Raw genomic sequence first — 16719 nt, 5'->3', positions numbered from 1 at the left:
CGTGGTTTTTTATTTTACTTCTTCAAAGTCCACATCGGTTACTTCACCGTCCTGCGACGATTTAGCACCAGCATCAGGTCCAGGTTGGGCACCGCCGTCTGGTCCGGGCTGTCCGTTTGGTTGACCTTGAGCATTGTACATATCTTGCGAAGCAGCCTGAAACACTTGGTTCAGCTCAGCAGTTGCAGCATCAATAGCATCAACATCCTGATTTTTATGTGCTTCTTTCAGCTTATTCAATGCAGCCTCGATAGGCGCTTTTTTATCTGCTGGAAGTTTATCTCCGAACTCAGTCATTTGTTTTTCAGTTTGGAAAATCAAACTGTCAGCCTGGTTCAGTTTATCAACTTTTTCGCGGGCAGCTTTATCAGCGTCAGCATTTGCTGCTGCTTCTTCACGCATCCGTTTGATTTCGTCATCGCTCAAACCAGATGAAGCTTCGATACGGATTGATTGTGATTTACCGGTGGCTTTGTCTTTCGCACTTACATGCAAAATACCGTTGGCATCAATATCGAAAGTAACTTCTACCTGAGGCACTCCACGACGTGCTGGTGGAATTCCGTCCAGGTGGAAACGTCCGATTGTTTTGTTACCGTTTGCCATTGGGCGTTCACCCTGCAACACGTGAATCTCAACTGAAGGTTGGTTATCGGCAGCAGTTGTAAATGTTTCCGACTTTTTAGTTGGAATAGTGGTGTTGGCTTCAATCAATTTTGTCATTACACCACCCATGGTTTCAATACCCAATGAAAGCGGAGTAACATCCAACAACAATACATCCTTTACTTCACCGGTTAACACACCACCTTGGATTGCAGCACCTACAGCAACAACCTCATCCGGGTTTACACCTTTTGAAGGAGCTTTACCGAAGAACTGTTGTACTTTTTCCTGAATAGCAGGAATACGGGTTGAACCACCAACCAAAATTACTTCGTCAATGTCTGCTGAAGTCATGCCGGCATTTTGCAATGCTTTGCGACAAGGCTCAATCGTTGCATTGATCAGCGAGTCAGCCAATTGCTCGAATTTGGCACGGCTTAATGTTTTCACCAAGTGTTTTGGGATACCATTTACCGGCATAATATACGGCAAGTTGATCTCAGTTGATGTAGAACTTGACAATTCGATTTTTGCTTTTTCTGCAGCTTCTTTTAAACGTTGCAAAGCCATTGGATCTTTACGCAAGTCAATGCCTTCTTCGTTTTGGAATTCCTGAGCCAACCAGTCAATAACTACCTGGTCAAAGTCATCACCACCAAGGTGCGTATCACCATCGGTTGATTTTACTTCGAATACGCCATCACCCAACTCCAAAACAGAGATATCGAAAGTACCACCACCCAAGTCGAATACGGCAACTTTCATATCCCGATGCATTTTGTCCAAACCGTAGGCCAATGATGCAGCAGTAGGCTCGTTAATAATCCGACGAACTGTCAGACCGGCAATTTCACCGGCTTCTTTGGTTGCCTGGCGTTGCGCGTCGTTAAAGTATGCAGGAACTGTAATAACAGCTTCAGTAACTTCTTGTCCCAAGTAATCTTCAGCAGTTTTCTTCATTTTTTGAAGAATCATTGCAGAAATCTCTTGTGGTGAATATTTGCGATCGTCGATTTGTACACGAGGTGTATTGTTGTCACCTTTTACAACAGTATAAGGTACACGGCCAACTTCTTTACTTACATTTGAAAAACCTTCACCCATAAAACGTTTGATCGAAGAGATCGTTTTTTGCGGGTTGGTAATAGCCTGACGTTTGGCAGGATCTCCAATCTTCCGTTCTCCATTTTCAATAAAAGCAACAATTGACGGAGTGGTTCTTTTCCCTTCGCTGTTAGGAATTACAACAGGCTCGTTACCTTCCATTACGGCAACACATGAGTTTGTTGTTCCTAAGTCGATTCCAATAATTTTTCCCATCTTATCTATAGTTTTTAATTTATTAGCAATTTGAATTAATTGAACACGCTCAGTTTTATTCAAACCTTATGCCAAGGAAAAAACAGTCGTCTGAAGTGAAAAATTGACACAATACGGCGTCTCCTGAAATTCATGCTGACAGGATTGGTGACAAAACGACATAAAATCGGGCTGTAATTTTATCGTTCAGGGAATTCCGCCGGATTCGATAAAAGTTACTTACTTTGCAATCTGAAATAAAGTTTTAAAAGATGTCAGTACATAAAGAAGTTAAGCGGGTAACCACTCACGTTTTGTCAGCAATGAAACTGAGAGGTGAAAAAATTTCCATGTTAACAAGCTACGATTACAGTATGGCTAAACTGGTTGATCAGGCCGGTTGCGATGTCATTTTGGTAGGCGACTCTGCCTCAAATGTGATGGCCGGAAATGAAACAACCCTTCCGATGACACTGGACAACATGATTTATCACGGAGCCTCAGTGCGTAAAGCTGTCAACCGTGCATTAGTTGTTGTCGACCTTCCTTTTGGAACATACCAGGGTAATAGTAAAGAAGCTTTGCACTCTGCCATTCGCATTATGAAAGAAACAGCCGCTGATGCGGTGAAACTGGAAGGTGGAAAAGAAATTATCGAGTCTGTCGATCGGATTCTGACTGCCGGTATTCCTGTCATGGGACACTTAGGATTGATGCCACAATCAATTAATCGTTACGGAACTTATTCGGTTCGCGCCAAAGAAGAAGAAGAAGCGAATAAACTGATTGAAGATGCCCGGTTACTGGAAGAAGCAGGTTGCTTTTCAGTCGTTTTGGAAAAAATCCCGGCCTCATTAGGAAAAAAGGTTGCTGAAATGCTCCATATCCCGGTTATCGGTATCGGAGCCGGTAATGGCGTTGACGGGCAAGTTTTGGTCATTCACGACATGTTGGGTATCACACAGGAGTTTTCTCCGCGTTTCCTTCGTCGCTACCTCAACCTGGCCGACGAAATCAAAGGTGCAGTGGCACATTACGTATCGGATGTCAAATCGAAAGATTTCCCGAACGATCTCGAACAATATTAATCAGTTACCAGTTGCGAGTTTAAAGTTTTGAGTTGACCAGCTTTGAACTTCAAACTTTAAACTTAAAACCTCTTGTTAAAATGCAAGTTATATACGAAGATAATCACCTGATTGCTGTCAACAAGGCTTGCGGCGAAATCGTACAAGGTGACAAAACCGGTGATGAGACTTTAATTGACCAGGTTAAAGCTTACATCAAAGAGAAATACAATAAACCCGGCGATGTCTATTTGGGATCTCCCCATCGGCTGGACCGGCCAACCAGTGGAATTGTTCTTTTTGCCAGGACCAGTAAAGCCCTGACTCGTTTAAACGAAATGTTTCAGGACAAAGAAGCGATCAAAAAAACCTATTGGGCCGTTGTTGCCGAATTGCCGGAAGAAGAGGAAGCAACACTGGAACATTACCTGTGGAAGGACGAAACCAAGAATAAAAGTTTTGCTTCAAAGAAACAGAAAAAAGGCTCGAAGCTTTGTAGCTTAAGCTATGTGCACAAAGCCACATTGAATCGCTACCATTTGCTGGTTGTTGATTTGCAGACAGGCCGTCACCATCAGATCAGGGCTCAGCTGCATGCCATTGGGTGTCACATCAAAGGAGATTTAAAGTACGGATCGGATCGCAGTAACACCAATGGTGGTATTCACCTGCACGCCCGGAAACTAGAGTTTATTCATCCGATAAAAAAGGTACCAATTAAAATTGTTGCCCGTCCACCCAAAGGCGATGCCATTTGGGATGAATTGATTCTGATCAAAGATTTAAAAGAATAAATCGCTATAAAAAAGCTCCGCCAAACCTGACGGAGCTTTTTATTTGCTTCAAACATATCGACGAAGGTGCTTATTCAACACTATTCAACGCATCGCCGTTAAAGCTGAGAGGCAACAAACTCTCGATACTATTCAGTATTTCTATTTTATTTCGACTGTCAAGAATCACCCGGATGGACTTCTTAAAACGGTGCTGGCTTTCCAATAACGCCTGACGGCAGATCCCACAAGGACTTAAACGCAATGCTTGTTGCCCTGACTGATCAATCGCGCTCACAGCAATCGCGGTCACAGCTGATTCGGGGTAGTTGGAATTGGCCCAAAACAAGGCCGACCGTTCGGCACAAACGCCCACCGGTGTTGCGGCGTTTTCCTGGTTACTGCCGGTAACCACCTTCCCGTCTTCTAATAGCAGTGCCGCCCCAACCTTGAACATCGAGTAGGGTGCATAAGCGGTTTCCGCAATCCGTCTGGCTGCTAAAACTAATTCACGATCGGTTGTTATTAACTCTTCCAAATTTTTACATTCGGTTACCAATATTTTGATTTCTTTTGTTCGCATATTCTGGAAGCCTTTTTTTCAAAAATACATCTTTTAAATTGTATTTGTGCACGAACGGGACGGGCTGGCATTTATTATAAGTTGAAAACAAGAACTATGATCAGGAAAATTGGTTTACTTATTTCCCTATGCGCTCTTGCGTTAGTAAGTTTTTCCCAGCGTGTGCTGACCAGGGAGGAATACATTCAAAAATACCGGACTCTCGCCGTACACGAAATGCAACGCTGCGGCATCCCGGCAAGCATTAAATTAGCACAAGCCTGCCTCGAATCGGGCAACGGGAACAGCGAACTGAGCCAAAAATCAAATAACCACTTCGGGATAAAATGTAAAAGTAACTGGACAGGAAAGCGCGTTTTTCACGATGATGACATGCGTAATGAGTGTTTCCGCCATTACAACTCGGTGGAAGAGTCATTTATCGACCACAGTAATTTTCTGATTGCAAACCCCCGTTACAGTGGGCTCTTTCAACTGGAAATTACCGACTACAAAGGCTGGGCACGCGGGTTAAAAAAAGCGGGCTATGCCACTGCTCCGCACTACGCCGAATCGTTGATCAAAATCATTGAAGACTACAAATTGTATGTTTACGACCATGTTGTCGACGGGCAGCAAATTGACATGATTTCAACAGACAGCAGTCCCAAACAGCCAGCAAAAAATCTGATCAATCCTTATCAAACCCGCAAAGTTGTATTCCGCAACGGCTTAAAATCAATTGTGGTCAAATCGGGCGATACTCCTCAGAGTATTGTTAACGAATTTGATATGAAAATGTGGGAATTGTATAAATACAATGACCTGCCGGAGGAGCACCGCATCAAAGTGAACGAAATCCTCTACATCGTTCCCAAAAGAAACAAAGCACTAAGAAGTTTCAAAACACATGTCTTCCAATCGGACGATACGATGCACTACCTGTCGCAACGGTATGGCATTCGCCTTAAAAAACTGTATCGGTTAAACCGGATGAGATATGGTGAACGGCCGGTTGCCGGAACCGTCATTTATCTCAGAGACAAAAAACCCAGATAGCGAGTAAATCGACCTTAAGCATAACTTTAAGAATTGAAAAAGCTGACATCCTTTGTGGACTGTCAGCTTTTTTTGTTCCGCTATTTCGATAAATTCTTATTGCACTTTAAATTGACCGGGATCCTGAACGCCACGAAGAAAATCGGCTGTTGCCATCCGCTTTTTACCCGACAGTTGCAAATCCGAAATCGCAAGCCAGCCATCCGAAGCCGCAATTTTGAGATACGTTTTACCATCGGTCTCCAGTGTTCCCGGTGCGGCTCCATTCAAGGGTTCTATTTCAGCCTTAAAGATTTTCAATCCCAACGCCTTCCCTTTCCCGTCGATCAGTTCGGTCCAGGCTGCCGGATACGGAGACAATCCCCGAATCTGGTTCCGAACTGCAACAGCCGGTTTTGTCCAGTCAATTTTACAATCGTCTTTAAATATTTTCGGAGCCGGCTTCAAAGTTTCAGCTCCCATGTCATCCTGCTCAATTGCCTGAAAGTTTCCGGCGGCTAAAGCGTCAACCGTTTTAACAACAAGCGTGGCGCCAATTTCCATCAGCCGGTCATGAATGTCACCCACATTATCGTCGTCGCCAATGGTAATTTTCTCGCGAAAAAGAATGGCTCCGGTATCAATTTCGTGCGAAAGCAGGAAAGTTGTGACACCTGTTTCTTTGTCGCCGTTCATCACCGCCCAGTTCAAGGGGGCAGCTCCGCGATACTGCGGCAACAACGATCCGTGTAGGTTGAAGGTGCCCAAACGAGGCATGCGCCAAACCACTTCGGGCAACATTCGGAAGGCAACAATCACCTGCAAATCGGCTTTCAACGCTTCCAATTCGCTGATAAATTCCGGATTTTTCAACTTTTCGGGTTGCATCACATGAAGCCCTTGCTCAACGGCATATTGTTTCACTGCCGATTGTTGCAACTGGCGCCCCCGGCCAGCGGGTTTATCGGGTGCGGTAATGACACCTGCAATCGTATAACCGCCATCAACCAATGCTTTCAAACTGGCCACGGCAAAATCGGGCGTTCCCATAAATACAATCCGTAAATCTTTTCCGGTCATAACGTCTGTTGAATAATTTTGGTGCAAAGATAGTACAAACATCGGGGATAGCGGCAAACCCCCGAGGGAGAACAACAATCCTCCCGGGGAGAATGCCTGGTCCATTGGGGACGGTGATTATCCCCTTGGGGAAATAGTCGGGTACATCGGGGAAAATGAAAAGTACATGGGGGAAAGCCACAATCCCCTTGGGGAACAAGCCGCGTACATGGGGGAAATAGGCTATCCCCAAAGGGATCGTCTTAAGTACATTGGGGAAATTGATTATCCCCCGCGGGATTGGCTTAAGTACATCGGGGAAATTGACTATCCCCGGCGGGCGATTGGCTGGTAGCCGTGTATTGGAGGCTTCGGCCCCGCGCCATCACAAAAAATTCCGGTTCAGGTAATTCTGGAACTTCTCCTTGTATTGCTCGCTAACCGGAATATAGGTTTTTCCAAACACGATCCGGCTGCGCTCAATCACTTCAATTTTATCGAGGTTGACGATAAACGAACGGTGTACCCGCATAAAATTACCGGCCGGCAACTTTTCTTCGATTGCCTTGACCGAACTGATTGAAAGAACCGGCTTTTCTTCGTGAAGCAGGTAAACTTTCACATAGTCCTTCATTCCCTCGATGTATAAAATGTCGTTGAAGTTAATCCGGCGAATTTTATACTCCGATTTCAGGAAAAGGAACTGGTTATTGGCTTCCATCGTGGTGGCAGCACCCTGCTCCAAATCGAGCTGTTTTTTTGCTTTGTTAACGGCCGTTAGGAATTCCTGGTAGCTGTATGGTTTCAACAAATAGTCGATTGCATTCAGCTTAAAGCCTTCCAAGGCGTACTTCTCGTAGGCTGTGGTGAAAATTAGTTTAGCCTTTGTCTCCTGAACCCGGGCAAATTCAATTCCGGTTAAATCAGGCATCTGAATATCGAGAATAATCAAATCGACCTCATTCTCCGACAAAAATTCCATGGCATCCAGCGGATTGTCAAACGAACCTGCCAGTTCAAGGAAAGGTGTTTTCTCCACGTAGCCGGATAAAAGGGTTAGAGCCAGCGGCTCATCGTCGATCGCTATTGTGCGGATTTTCATAGTCAGCCTTTTTAAATCTCAATTTCCAGTTTCACTTTAAAGGTATCATTGGTCCGACTAATCCGCAGATCATGCTTATCGGGATACAGCAGGGTCAGTCGTTTCTTCACGTTCTCCAGACCGATTCCGGAATGCTTTGATTCTCCTTCACCTCCGCTTTTACCAAGACTATTTTGAGTCTCAAACCGGAGCACATTGTCATCAATAGTCATATTGATATGAATGAACGAATGCTCCCGGTAACTAACCCCGTGCTTAAACGCATTTTCAATAAACGCGACAAACAGCAAAGGGGGAATGCTGATATCGGGAACTTGCTCGGGCATGTTCACAACAAGGTCAACCTTATTGCTAACACGCAATTTCATCAGGTCGATATAATTGTTCATGAAGTTGATTTCCTCAATCAACTTTGAATTCCCGTTGTCCGAATCATACAGCAAATAGCGCATTAACTTCGACAATCTCAGGACAGCAGCCTGTGCCTCCTCGGTGTCAATTTCGATGAGTGAATAAATATTATTCAGTGTATTGAAGAAGAAATGCGGGCTAACCTGGCTTTTCAGGAAGGCCAACTCGGAGTTCAGTTTTTCCTTCTCCAGTTCTTTTCGCTTTTGCTCATTCTTCGACAATTGCTGTATGACACCTAATCCTAATGAAAAACCGGTTATCAAAGCGGCAGTTGAGAAATAATTGTAAATCTTAAACTGCTCGATTGGCGGGCGGGACTCACCTTTCTCCTGATTCAGCTCAGCCATCAATCTGGCCATTTTTGCTTCGTGCTCCGGCTCATGAAAAATAAATTCATTCACATAATGCATCAGGAAATACAACCCAACTACGACAATAGCAGCTAATAGGAAATAGGCGATTTTCTTATCTTCTATGAAATATTTCGGCACCAGCCACAGGTAGTTCAAATAGAAAATCGTACCGTACACTGCCGCATTGAAATAAAACTGGTGCAGGAAATGACTTCCCTGACTTCCACCGTAAGTTGTTATCAAATAACGGGGAATGAACAGGATAATGCACCAGCCCAAGGCATGGAGCAAAATAGTCAGACGATTATTGGAGTGTAAAGTAAATTGCATCAAGAATGATTCATTTTAACCAAAGATAATTATTTGCTCGAAAAAGGAAGGAGATGTTGCGATCTCCCCTGAATAGAAGTTCCACTTCGCTTCCCGTGAAATTAAGCTGTAACATATTCGACGGTCTTCTTTGTTCTTAACCGGGAGATCTTGCTTTTCACAAAGGTGGTCCGCAAAATGAAGCCGACTACCAAAATAGCCAGGTAAGGAGCCCAACTTCCGTGCTCTAATAAAACAACGTGCAACACTGCCAGAAAACCGGCGAGGTACGCCATCCGGTGCAGTTTCTTCCATTTTTTTCGGAGGTATCTCATGGATTTGCGGTTTGAGGTGATGGCCAAAACCAGCATAACAAGCGTTGCAAGCAATCCCAACACAAATCCAAATTCCTTAAACGTCTCCACCCAGCTTTTATCGATGCAAAAAAACAGGAAATGCAGCGCGGCATAAACAAATGCTGTTATTCCCATCGTTTGTCTCACATATAAGCGGGATTTGATACCGGTGAGAATAGCAATCGGACTTAAGCTAAGAATAGCGACTAACCAGCGAATTGCCCATTCGCCGGTTTCCTTCACTGCCATATGAGCTCCTGAGATTATACGTGGAGCGTCACCCGGATTCCTGCCTGGAACAGTTAATGAATCCATCGATATCCAGGAGTCCGCCGATGAAGAAAAATCCAGGTTAATCATCGCGAGGATGCCGGTCAGCGGTAAAAACCCAATGATAACGACAAGCATCCAATTCCAATTACTTTTGATCCAATTCATAGTTCTAATCCTTTGATTAATTATTCATAACGAAGTGCATCAATTGGGTTTAAAGCTGCCGCTTTGCGAGCCGGATACCAGCCAAAGAACACACCAATCAGCGAACAAACCGCAAAAGCATAAATCACCGACATCGGCATAATAACGGTTGGCCAGTTCATAAAAGCAGAAACACCGGCTGAGGCACCAAGACCAAGTAAAATACCAATAATACCGCCACTGACGCTCAACAAAATGGACTCGATCAGAAACTGAGTCATAATGTCATTACCGCGTCCACCGACCGAAAGGCGTAAGCCGATTTCACGGGTTCGCTCGGTTACCGACACATACATGATATTCATGATACCAATACCACCAACCAAGAGTGAAATTCCGGCAATAGCACCGAGCAAGCCGGTCATCACGTCACTGATTGACGAAAATGTTTGCACCATTTCAGCCTGTGAACGAACATTAAAATCATCTGCATCAGCAGCCTTTATTTTGTGTGTTCTGCGCAACGTTTCAGAGAGCTGCTCAATTGCCTCATCGTTTTGGCCCTCGGAAGCTGCCGAAGCGAAAATATTCTGAATGTAAGTAATCGCCAGCATCCTCTTTTGAACAGTGGTGTATGGCGCCATGATCAAATCATCCTGATCCTGTCCCATGCCATTTTCTCCTTTTTCAGACAGAATGCCGATAATTTTGAATGGAATCGTTCCAATACGGACCGACTGTCCAATCGGATTTTCACCATCCGGGAAAAGGTTCTCAACAATTGTCTGACCAACCAAACAGACTTTGGCATACGTCTGTACTTCGCGATCCGAAAAGTTTCGGCCCGTTTCAACTTCATATTTCCGAATTCCCAGGTACTCATCATTGACTCCGTAAACTGTAGTTGGCCAGTTGTTGTTGCCAACTACCGCCTGTCCGGACGAGCTCACTACGGGAGATACCGCAGAAATAGCCGGGCAGCTTTGACGAATAGCTTCAACATCATCCAGTTTTAGGGTCTGCATTTCACTGGCGCTCATCCGAACACCTCCGCGTTGATCCGTTCCCGGCATCACAAAAATCATGTTGGTTCCCATCGACGACATTTCATCCTGGATGCTTTTCTTCGATCCCTGTCCAATGGCCAGCATGGCAATAACCGAAGCCACACCAATAATGATTCCCAACATGGTCAGGAAAGCCCGAAACTTGTTTCGTCTGATGGCGTTAACCGCTATTTTTATTGAGTTTGTGTAATTCATGTTTTTTCACGTTTAAATGACGTCCTGATCGACTGGTAGATCGGCCAGCATTTGTTTGGCATTAAACCGGTCTTTAACCCATTCTTCTTTCACAATGCGACCGTCTTTAAAAACCACATTGCGTTTCATAAAGCGGGCGATATCGCTCTCATGTGTCACGAAAATGATGGTTTTCCCCTGATCATTCAGTTCCTGAAGCAAGGTCATAATTTCGTATGAGGTGCGGGTATCGAGGTTACCGGTTGCTTCATCGGCTAAAATCACGCGGGGATCATTAACCAGTGAGCGCGCAATGGCTACCCGTTGTTGCTGCCCACCCGACATTTGATTGGGCATGTGATGCATCCGATCTGCAAGGCCCACGGCTTCCAACGCTTCCAGCGCCCGTTCGCGACGTTCTTTCGCACGAATGCGGGTGTTGTAATACAAAGGCAGCTCGACATTTTCCAGGGCGGTCGTACGCGGAAGCAGGTTGTAAGACTGGAAAACAAACCCCAACTTATTGTTCCGCAATCCGGCCAGCTCGTTCTTGTTAAGTCCTCCCATGCTTACCCCATCTAGGGAGTAAGTGCCGGAAGTCGGCTTATCCAAACATCCCAGAATATTCAGCATGGTCGATTTTCCGGAACCACTGGTTCCCATAATGGCAACGAACTCTCCTTCTTCAATTTCCAGGTTGATTCCTTTCAGTGCATGCACTGTAATATCACCCACATGGAAGTCTTTCTTCAATTCCTGAACTTGTATAATCTTTTTGCTCATAACGCTTATTTTTTATTGCCTCCCGGAGGCGTTGGCATAAATGGACTTCTTGCCGCTTCGTCGGCCTGTGCCACTTCGCCGTTTTGTGAAGTCATAGAGACGATCAACTCGGTTCCCTCTTTCGGACCGGAAATCAGCTCGTAATTAATCTCATCGGTTTCTCCGACTGACACTTTTTCCTGATAAATCTTATTAGCCGCTTTCACCCAAACGGTATTTCCTTCTTGCTCATCACCCGGGTTCGGCATCTGAACCTGAACGTCTGGATGGGCTTCCTGGTATTGCATCAATAGTTGGGGATCGGGATGAAATTCAACAGCCAAATTCGGAATCACAGCAATGTCTTTTTTCTCGGTCACATAAAACTCAGCATTGGCGGTCATCCCCGGCATCAAGATCTTTTCAGGGTTCGGAGCATCAATCACAACGGTGTAGGTCACGACCGACTCGTCTCCCGTTGGGTTTAGGTGAATGTCCTTCACTGAACCCTGAAATATGCGGTCCGGGAAAGCATCAACTGTAAATTCAACCCGTTGGTGTAATTTCACCTGACCGATATCTGCTTCATCCACATCTGCCTCAATCTCCATCTGAGTCAAGTCGTTGGCAATGGTAAACAAGGTCGGAGTTGAATAACTGGCAGCAACAGTTTCACCTTCTTCCACATCGCGTTCCAGCACAATTCCATCAATCGGTGAATAAATGTAAGCATAACCCAAATTCGTTTTATTGGTATTGTACTGTGCTTCGGCCGACTTAAGTGACGCTTTGGCTGATTGGTAATTGTAAACCACTTCATCGAAATCCGACTGAGCAATCAGTTTCTTTTCGATCAATCGCTTATAGCGTTCGTAATTAGCCTCCTGGTACTCGAATTCGGCTTTGGCTTTATTCAGCGACGCTTCACTCGATTGTAAAGTCGATGTCAAAGACTGGGTATCCAGCACTGCAAGCAGCTGCCCCTTTTTAACGTCCGAGTTGTAATCGACGTAAATCTTGTTTATTCGTCCGGAAACCTGCGTACCAACCTCAACGGTTACAGTTGCTTCAATTGTTCCGGTAGCAGTCACCACATTGCTAATCGTTGCACGCCCGACTTTTTCGGTTTTCACAGCGATCGTCTGCGCATTGCCGCCAAACATTTTGAAGGCGAATGAACCACCGGCAATAATGGCTGCCCCAATAATCGTGTATATCAATTTTTTATTCATGGCTGAGATTTTAATTTGTCAAATGAATGGGTAATCCTTTATAGAAATCAAGTATTTTACTACTAAAAACCAGGTTATATTTTGCTTGTGTAAAGTCACTTTCTGAAGTGATCATGGTGGTTTTCACGGTCAAAAAGTCAACTGAATTCACCAACCCTTCGGTGTATTTTTCCGAAGCTACGTCATACGATTCAGTTGCTGATTCATATTGCTCCATGCTGGCTTCGTACTGCGTTTGCGCGGTCATCACATCCAAACAAGCTTGTTCAACATTTTTGCGCAATTCGTTTTTGGTATTCATTTGATCAACCTCAGCCTCCGTGGTCGCAATCTTCGCTTTCTTCACACTGATCGTCCCTTGTTTATTCTGAAAAATCGGAATAGACAAACTCAATCCAACGGTTGGTGTAAACTGATTTTTCAACTGTTCGCTATAATCAAACCCGGTAATATTATCCGACCAACCGGTTGACAAACCTGAGTTTAGCGACAAGCTGGGCATCAACGATGCTTTGGCAATCTGTTCATTCAATTTCACACTCTCCAATTCTGTTTCTACCTGCTTAATCTGAGGTCTTATTCCAAGCGATTGCGCGTAAACATCAGCAGCGTTGGGAATCTCTTGGTTGGCCAGCAGAACCGTCAAATCCGGTGACTCAACACTGAAGTCTGTTGTAACCGGTAGTTCCATCAGCTGCATCAAATCCAACTTGGCAATCGACAGCGTGCTTTGCGCATTGGCTGCTGTCAGGCGTTCGGTCGATAACTCGGATTTAATTTGCAGGTAATCTGATTTAGAAATTACCCCAACATTCATTCGCTCTTCAGCCAGATTCAATTCCTCCTGGGTAGCGGCGATTTGTTCCAACGAATTATTCAATGTCTCCTGCGCATATAAAACCTGCAGGTATGCATTCAGAATATTCAATTCCAACGACTCCTTTACGGCTTCGGAATAGTACTGACTGCTTTGTAAATCGAGTTTTGACTGCTCAACCTGGTTCTTCAATTTGAACCCGTTAAACAAGGTCATACTTGCATTGACTGAAAAGTTTGTGGTATTTGAACGGCTTCTGTCGCCGAAGTTATCCGATTCGGTATAAACCTCTTTACTCCAACTGTAATTGGTACTTGCAGACCCGCTGAATGAGGGTAGCTGGTTCGCTTTGCTTTGTTCCACATCAAGCTCGCTATCCCGATTCGACAACTGCGCCTTCACCACATCAACATTTTTGCTGATCGCGTAGTCAATGCAGTCGTCCAGTGACCATGTCTGCGTTTGGGCTTGTACCCCAACAAGGGAACCGATCCACAGGATACTCACTATTACTAATTTTTTTCGATTCATTTTTCTGTACATTGATGATTTGACTCCAAATGTACCGGGAGTGCTGCGCTATTAAAAAAGCAATCGAAGTTTGGGCGGATTTCACCGACGTTTGGGTCGATTTTAAGAAATCCAATTGGACTGATTTTGACAAATAACCTGTAGAAGTCCGTTTGAATGAGTCGAATCAGGGCAAATTTTCGACACTTCGAGAGTTGAGATTAGAGCGAAAAACCGTCCGTATTTAAATCAAAAATTCAATCTTTGTAATTCAACAAATACAAAACCGGGTTTAACCCGAAAACGATGCACACCATCTATTTTAAAAGATCAGGAAATGGGAACGACCTCTTGGTTGACAGCCATCGCGTGAGGGATTTAAATAGCTATTCTCCTTCGATGGACGAGTTGCATACAACGACTTTCTACGAGCTGTTCTTTTTCAACCAGGTTGAAGGAACACTGATCGTCGAGGGGGAAAAACTACCACTAAAAGGTCCCACAGCTGTACTTTTTCCGCCGTTAACAGCGCGGCAGTGGGATATTCAATTTGATGATGAATCGTATCTGGTGTTTTTTGAAGGCGAGTTCATGGAATCTTTTTTAAAGGACTCCGCATTTTTACACCGACTTCATTTTTTCAGCTGTAGTTTAAGGGTACCCGTTTTACCATTAAGCGAAAATCAAAAACAGGCAATTAGTCCATTGATCTTGGCTTTGAGAAGCGAATTGGAGCAACACCGCCCCGACAACCTATACTTGTTGCAGTCGTACCTTTACCAACTACTACTGCACTTCAACCGGTTTTATACCGGTTACCACGAGCTGGATCCGAATTTGAATAGAAATTCGGAGATCATTCAATTCAGAACGCTATTAAAACAACACATACACAATACTCAAACAGTACAGGCATATGCCGAGATGATGGGAATGCCCCGCAATAAAATGAATGAGCTTTGCGTGAAGGTTTTTGCCAAACAAGCCCACTTACTTATTCGCGACGAACTGCTGCAAGCCTGCAAAACCGATTTGCTAAGTAGCCCGATGACGGTTGCTGAGATTAGCTATAAGTACAATTTTTCAGCTCCGTCCAACTTCACACGCTTTTTTAAAACCCACACCGGGTTCACGCCCGCAACTTACCGCGCTCAATTCGGCGATTGATAATCATCCGTGCAAATTGATAAGACGAAAACAAATCTCCGAAACTAACTTTGCATTGAAAATCTAAATTTTAAATTTATGCCAAAGTTAGTTGTTGTAACCCATCCTAACCTGAACCAATCACTAGTCAACCGTTTATGGATTGAAGAATTAGCAAATCTGGGCGAGGTCGTTAAAGTTCATTCGCTGTACGAAAAGTACCCCGATTTGAAATTCGACATTCAAGCTGAGCAAGAACTTTTGTCGCAATACGACGAGATCATTTTTCAATTCCCGATTCACTGGTTCAACGTTCCTTATGCCCTCAAAAAATACATTGATGAGGTTTTGGCTTACGGTTGGGCTTTTGGCCCGGGCGGAGAAAACATGAAAGGTAAGAAAATCCGTTTAGCGGCTTCTACCGGTGGCGACAAAGCAGCTTATGAAGGTGGCGTATCGTTAGATGATTTGTTAAAACCAATGACGATTAGTTTCAAGTTTTGCGGTTGCGAAGTGTTGCCAACACACCGTATTTACGGTGCCAGCCACGGATTGGAAGAAGAAGCTGTAAAAGCCAACGCCAAAGAATACAGTAGCGCCATTTTAGCTTAAGTCCATAGCAAACACACTTATATTTAATATCAATCCCTTTTGCCATCTCGCAAGAGGGATTTTTTTAAGAACACCAGTGCTCCCATAACTCAGAATCAATTTCGATGAAATTACCTTTCGGGGAAGCTTAATAAAAACCAAATTCCGCAGTCCTCTCCACTTTTCTATTCAAGCTCGGTCATCGCTTTCCAGTACTCAGCACATTTTTCTCTTTCGGCTTCTTTCAGCACTGCAAATCCCAACTCAATAGCCCGGTAAAAATCACTGCAGGCCTCCTCTGCCCTACCCGTTTCGTACAAAGCCAGCCCTCGCAGAAACCAGGCATTTTTATTAACCGAATCAAGTTTCAGGGCCGCTGTGCAATCAACAATCACACCATCCATATCGGAGGGAAAGCGCGTTCCGGCACGATTAACCAGCACTCGAGCATCGGGTTCCCGTTTCGTTAAATAAAAATCAAAGTCGGCTTTGGCGTCAGCAGACCTCCCCAAGGCCATATACATCCGACCACGGTTTAGGCGTAATTCCGGATTACCCGTGTTCTCAATTTCGGCACTTAATGATTTCAGCCGCTCCTGAAAATCCGGCTTCACCCAAAACCCCATGGTCATTTTAAGGCGACCTCCGCAGTTGTCATCAATCAGATCAAAAGCGAGATAGTCATCTGTTCGGTAAATCTTATAAGTCCCTGGTTGAGGACAGGTTGCTCCTTCCTGATCACGAAAGGAAATGGTATCATTCGACAGCTCATAACTTGAAACAACATCAACAAACTGGTCATTGCCAAAATCCACTTCAACCTCGTTATCCGCTGTAAAATGAAGGCGAACCGGGCCATCGTGCCCCATCCGAAGCCAAGTACCTGAAATGGTCGAAGTGCTGAACTGCGCAAAGGTTGAATTGGCGGTCAATATGAGCGAGACCATCAAAACGATGGTTGAAATAGACTTTTTCATGTGGTTAGTTTTGGTTTTCATTGCATTTATACTTCGCTCCATCACCAAAAGTTATTTGTTTTTTCAGCTCAAAAAACAAATTCACCGCAAC

Annotated in this window: 16 protein-coding genes; 5 read left to right on the top strand and 11 right to left on the bottom strand. The window is 44.5% G+C overall.

The window, feature by feature from the left end:
- Positions 1-9: 9 nt before the first annotated feature.
- Entirely contained in the window at positions 10-1926 is a 1917-nt protein-coding gene (dnaK, locus tag GJV22_RS17820) for a molecular chaperone DnaK (protein ID WP_163717132.1), read from the bottom strand.
- A 251-nt stretch (positions 1927-2177) separates the two neighbouring features.
- On the opposite strand from dnaK, the gene panB reads away from it, so the two are divergent.
- Both panB and GJV22_RS17810 read left to right on the top strand, forming a co-directional pair.
- Entirely contained in the window at positions 2178-2993 is an 816-nt protein-coding gene (panB, locus tag GJV22_RS17815) for a 3-methyl-2-oxobutanoate hydroxymethyltransferase (protein WP_163717128.1), read from the top strand.
- Between the two features lie 80 nt (positions 2994-3073).
- Positions 3074-3766: an RluA family pseudouridine synthase gene (locus GJV22_RS17810; RefSeq protein ID WP_163717125.1), complete on the top strand. Its 693-nt coding sequence runs from the start codon at positions 3074-3076 to the stop codon at positions 3764-3766.
- Positions 3767-3836: 70 nt separating this feature from the next.
- Here the strand turns inward: GJV22_RS17810 and GJV22_RS17805 are convergent, their stop codons facing one another.
- Positions 3837-4328 (bottom strand): cytidine deaminase, encoded by a 492-nt coding sequence (locus GJV22_RS17805; RefSeq protein ID WP_163717122.1) that lies wholly within the window; start codon positions 4326-4328, stop codon positions 3837-3839.
- 96 nt (positions 4329-4424) lie between these two features.
- On the opposite strand from GJV22_RS17805, the gene GJV22_RS17800 reads away from it, so the two are divergent.
- The gene (locus GJV22_RS17800) at positions 4425-5366 is read left to right on the top strand and encodes a glucosaminidase domain-containing protein (RefSeq protein ID WP_163717120.1); all 942 of its coding nucleotides are present in this window, start codon (positions 4425-4427) and stop codon (positions 5364-5366) included.
- 96 nt (positions 5367-5462) lie between these two features.
- Here GJV22_RS17800 and fmt read toward each other — a convergent pair whose 3' ends face one another.
- The 8 genes from fmt to GJV22_RS17760 all read right to left on the bottom strand — a co-directional run bounded on the left by fmt (position 5463) and on the right by GJV22_RS17760 (position 13935).
- A complete protein-coding gene (gene fmt, locus GJV22_RS17795) occupies positions 5463-6425 on the bottom strand; it encodes a methionyl-tRNA formyltransferase (RefSeq protein WP_163717117.1) in 963 nt (320 codons plus the stop codon).
- Between the two features lie 364 nt (positions 6426-6789).
- Entirely contained in the window at positions 6790-7506 is a 717-nt protein-coding gene (locus GJV22_RS17790) for a LytR/AlgR family response regulator transcription factor (RefSeq protein WP_163717114.1), read from the bottom strand.
- 11 nt (positions 7507-7517) lie between these two features.
- The gene (locus GJV22_RS17785) at positions 7518-8600 is read right to left on the bottom strand and encodes a sensor histidine kinase (protein ID WP_163717111.1); all 1083 of its coding nucleotides are present in this window, start codon (positions 8598-8600) and stop codon (positions 7518-7520) included.
- A 101-nt stretch (positions 8601-8701) separates the two neighbouring features.
- Positions 8702-9373 carry a ferric reductase-like transmembrane domain-containing protein gene (locus GJV22_RS17780; RefSeq protein WP_163717110.1) on the bottom strand — a complete coding sequence of 224 codons (672 nt, stop codon included), beginning with the start codon at positions 9371-9373 and terminating at the stop codon, positions 8702-8704.
- A 20-nt stretch (positions 9374-9393) separates the two neighbouring features.
- Entirely contained in the window at positions 9394-10614 is a 1221-nt protein-coding gene (locus GJV22_RS17775; protein ID WP_163717107.1) for an ABC transporter permease, read from the bottom strand.
- A 12-nt stretch (positions 10615-10626) separates the two neighbouring features.
- Complete coding sequence (locus GJV22_RS17770; protein ID WP_163717104.1) at positions 10627-11376, bottom strand: ABC transporter ATP-binding protein; 750 nt, start codon at positions 11374-11376, stop codon at positions 10627-10629.
- 5 nt (positions 11377-11381) lie between these two features.
- Complete coding sequence (locus GJV22_RS17765) at positions 11382-12587, bottom strand: efflux RND transporter periplasmic adaptor subunit (protein ID WP_163717102.1); 1206 nt, start codon at positions 12585-12587, stop codon at positions 11382-11384.
- 10 nt (positions 12588-12597) lie between these two features.
- Positions 12598-13935: a TolC family protein gene (locus GJV22_RS17760; protein WP_163717098.1), complete on the bottom strand. Its 1338-nt coding sequence runs from the start codon at positions 13933-13935 to the stop codon at positions 12598-12600.
- Positions 13936-14220: 285 nt separating this feature from the next.
- Between GJV22_RS17760 and GJV22_RS17755 the strand changes: the two genes are divergently transcribed.
- Both GJV22_RS17755 and GJV22_RS17750 read left to right on the top strand, forming a co-directional pair.
- Positions 14221-15081 carry a helix-turn-helix domain-containing protein gene (locus tag GJV22_RS17755; protein WP_163717095.1) on the top strand — a complete coding sequence of 287 codons (861 nt, stop codon included), beginning with the start codon at positions 14221-14223 and terminating at the stop codon, positions 15079-15081.
- Between the two features lie 78 nt (positions 15082-15159).
- Positions 15160-15672, top strand: a complete 513-nt coding sequence (locus tag GJV22_RS17750; protein WP_163717093.1) for an NAD(P)H-dependent oxidoreductase — start codon at positions 15160-15162, stop codon at positions 15670-15672.
- Between the two features lie 164 nt (positions 15673-15836).
- On the opposite strand, the gene GJV22_RS17745 is transcribed toward GJV22_RS17750, so the two are convergent.
- Positions 15837-16628, bottom strand: coding sequence for a tetratricopeptide repeat protein (locus tag GJV22_RS17745; protein WP_163717090.1), 792 nt, complete (start codon positions 16626-16628; stop codon positions 15837-15839).
- Positions 16629-16719 lie beyond the last annotated feature (91 nt).

The sequence above is a fragment of the Mangrovibacterium lignilyticum genome (assembly GCF_010882175.1).
GTDB classification, from domain to species: Bacteria; Bacteroidota; Bacteroidia; order Bacteroidales; family Prolixibacteraceae; genus Mangrovibacterium; species Mangrovibacterium lignilyticum.
Note: the sequence above shows the minus strand (reverse complement) of the source record. Positions and strands in the feature narration are given on the sequence as shown.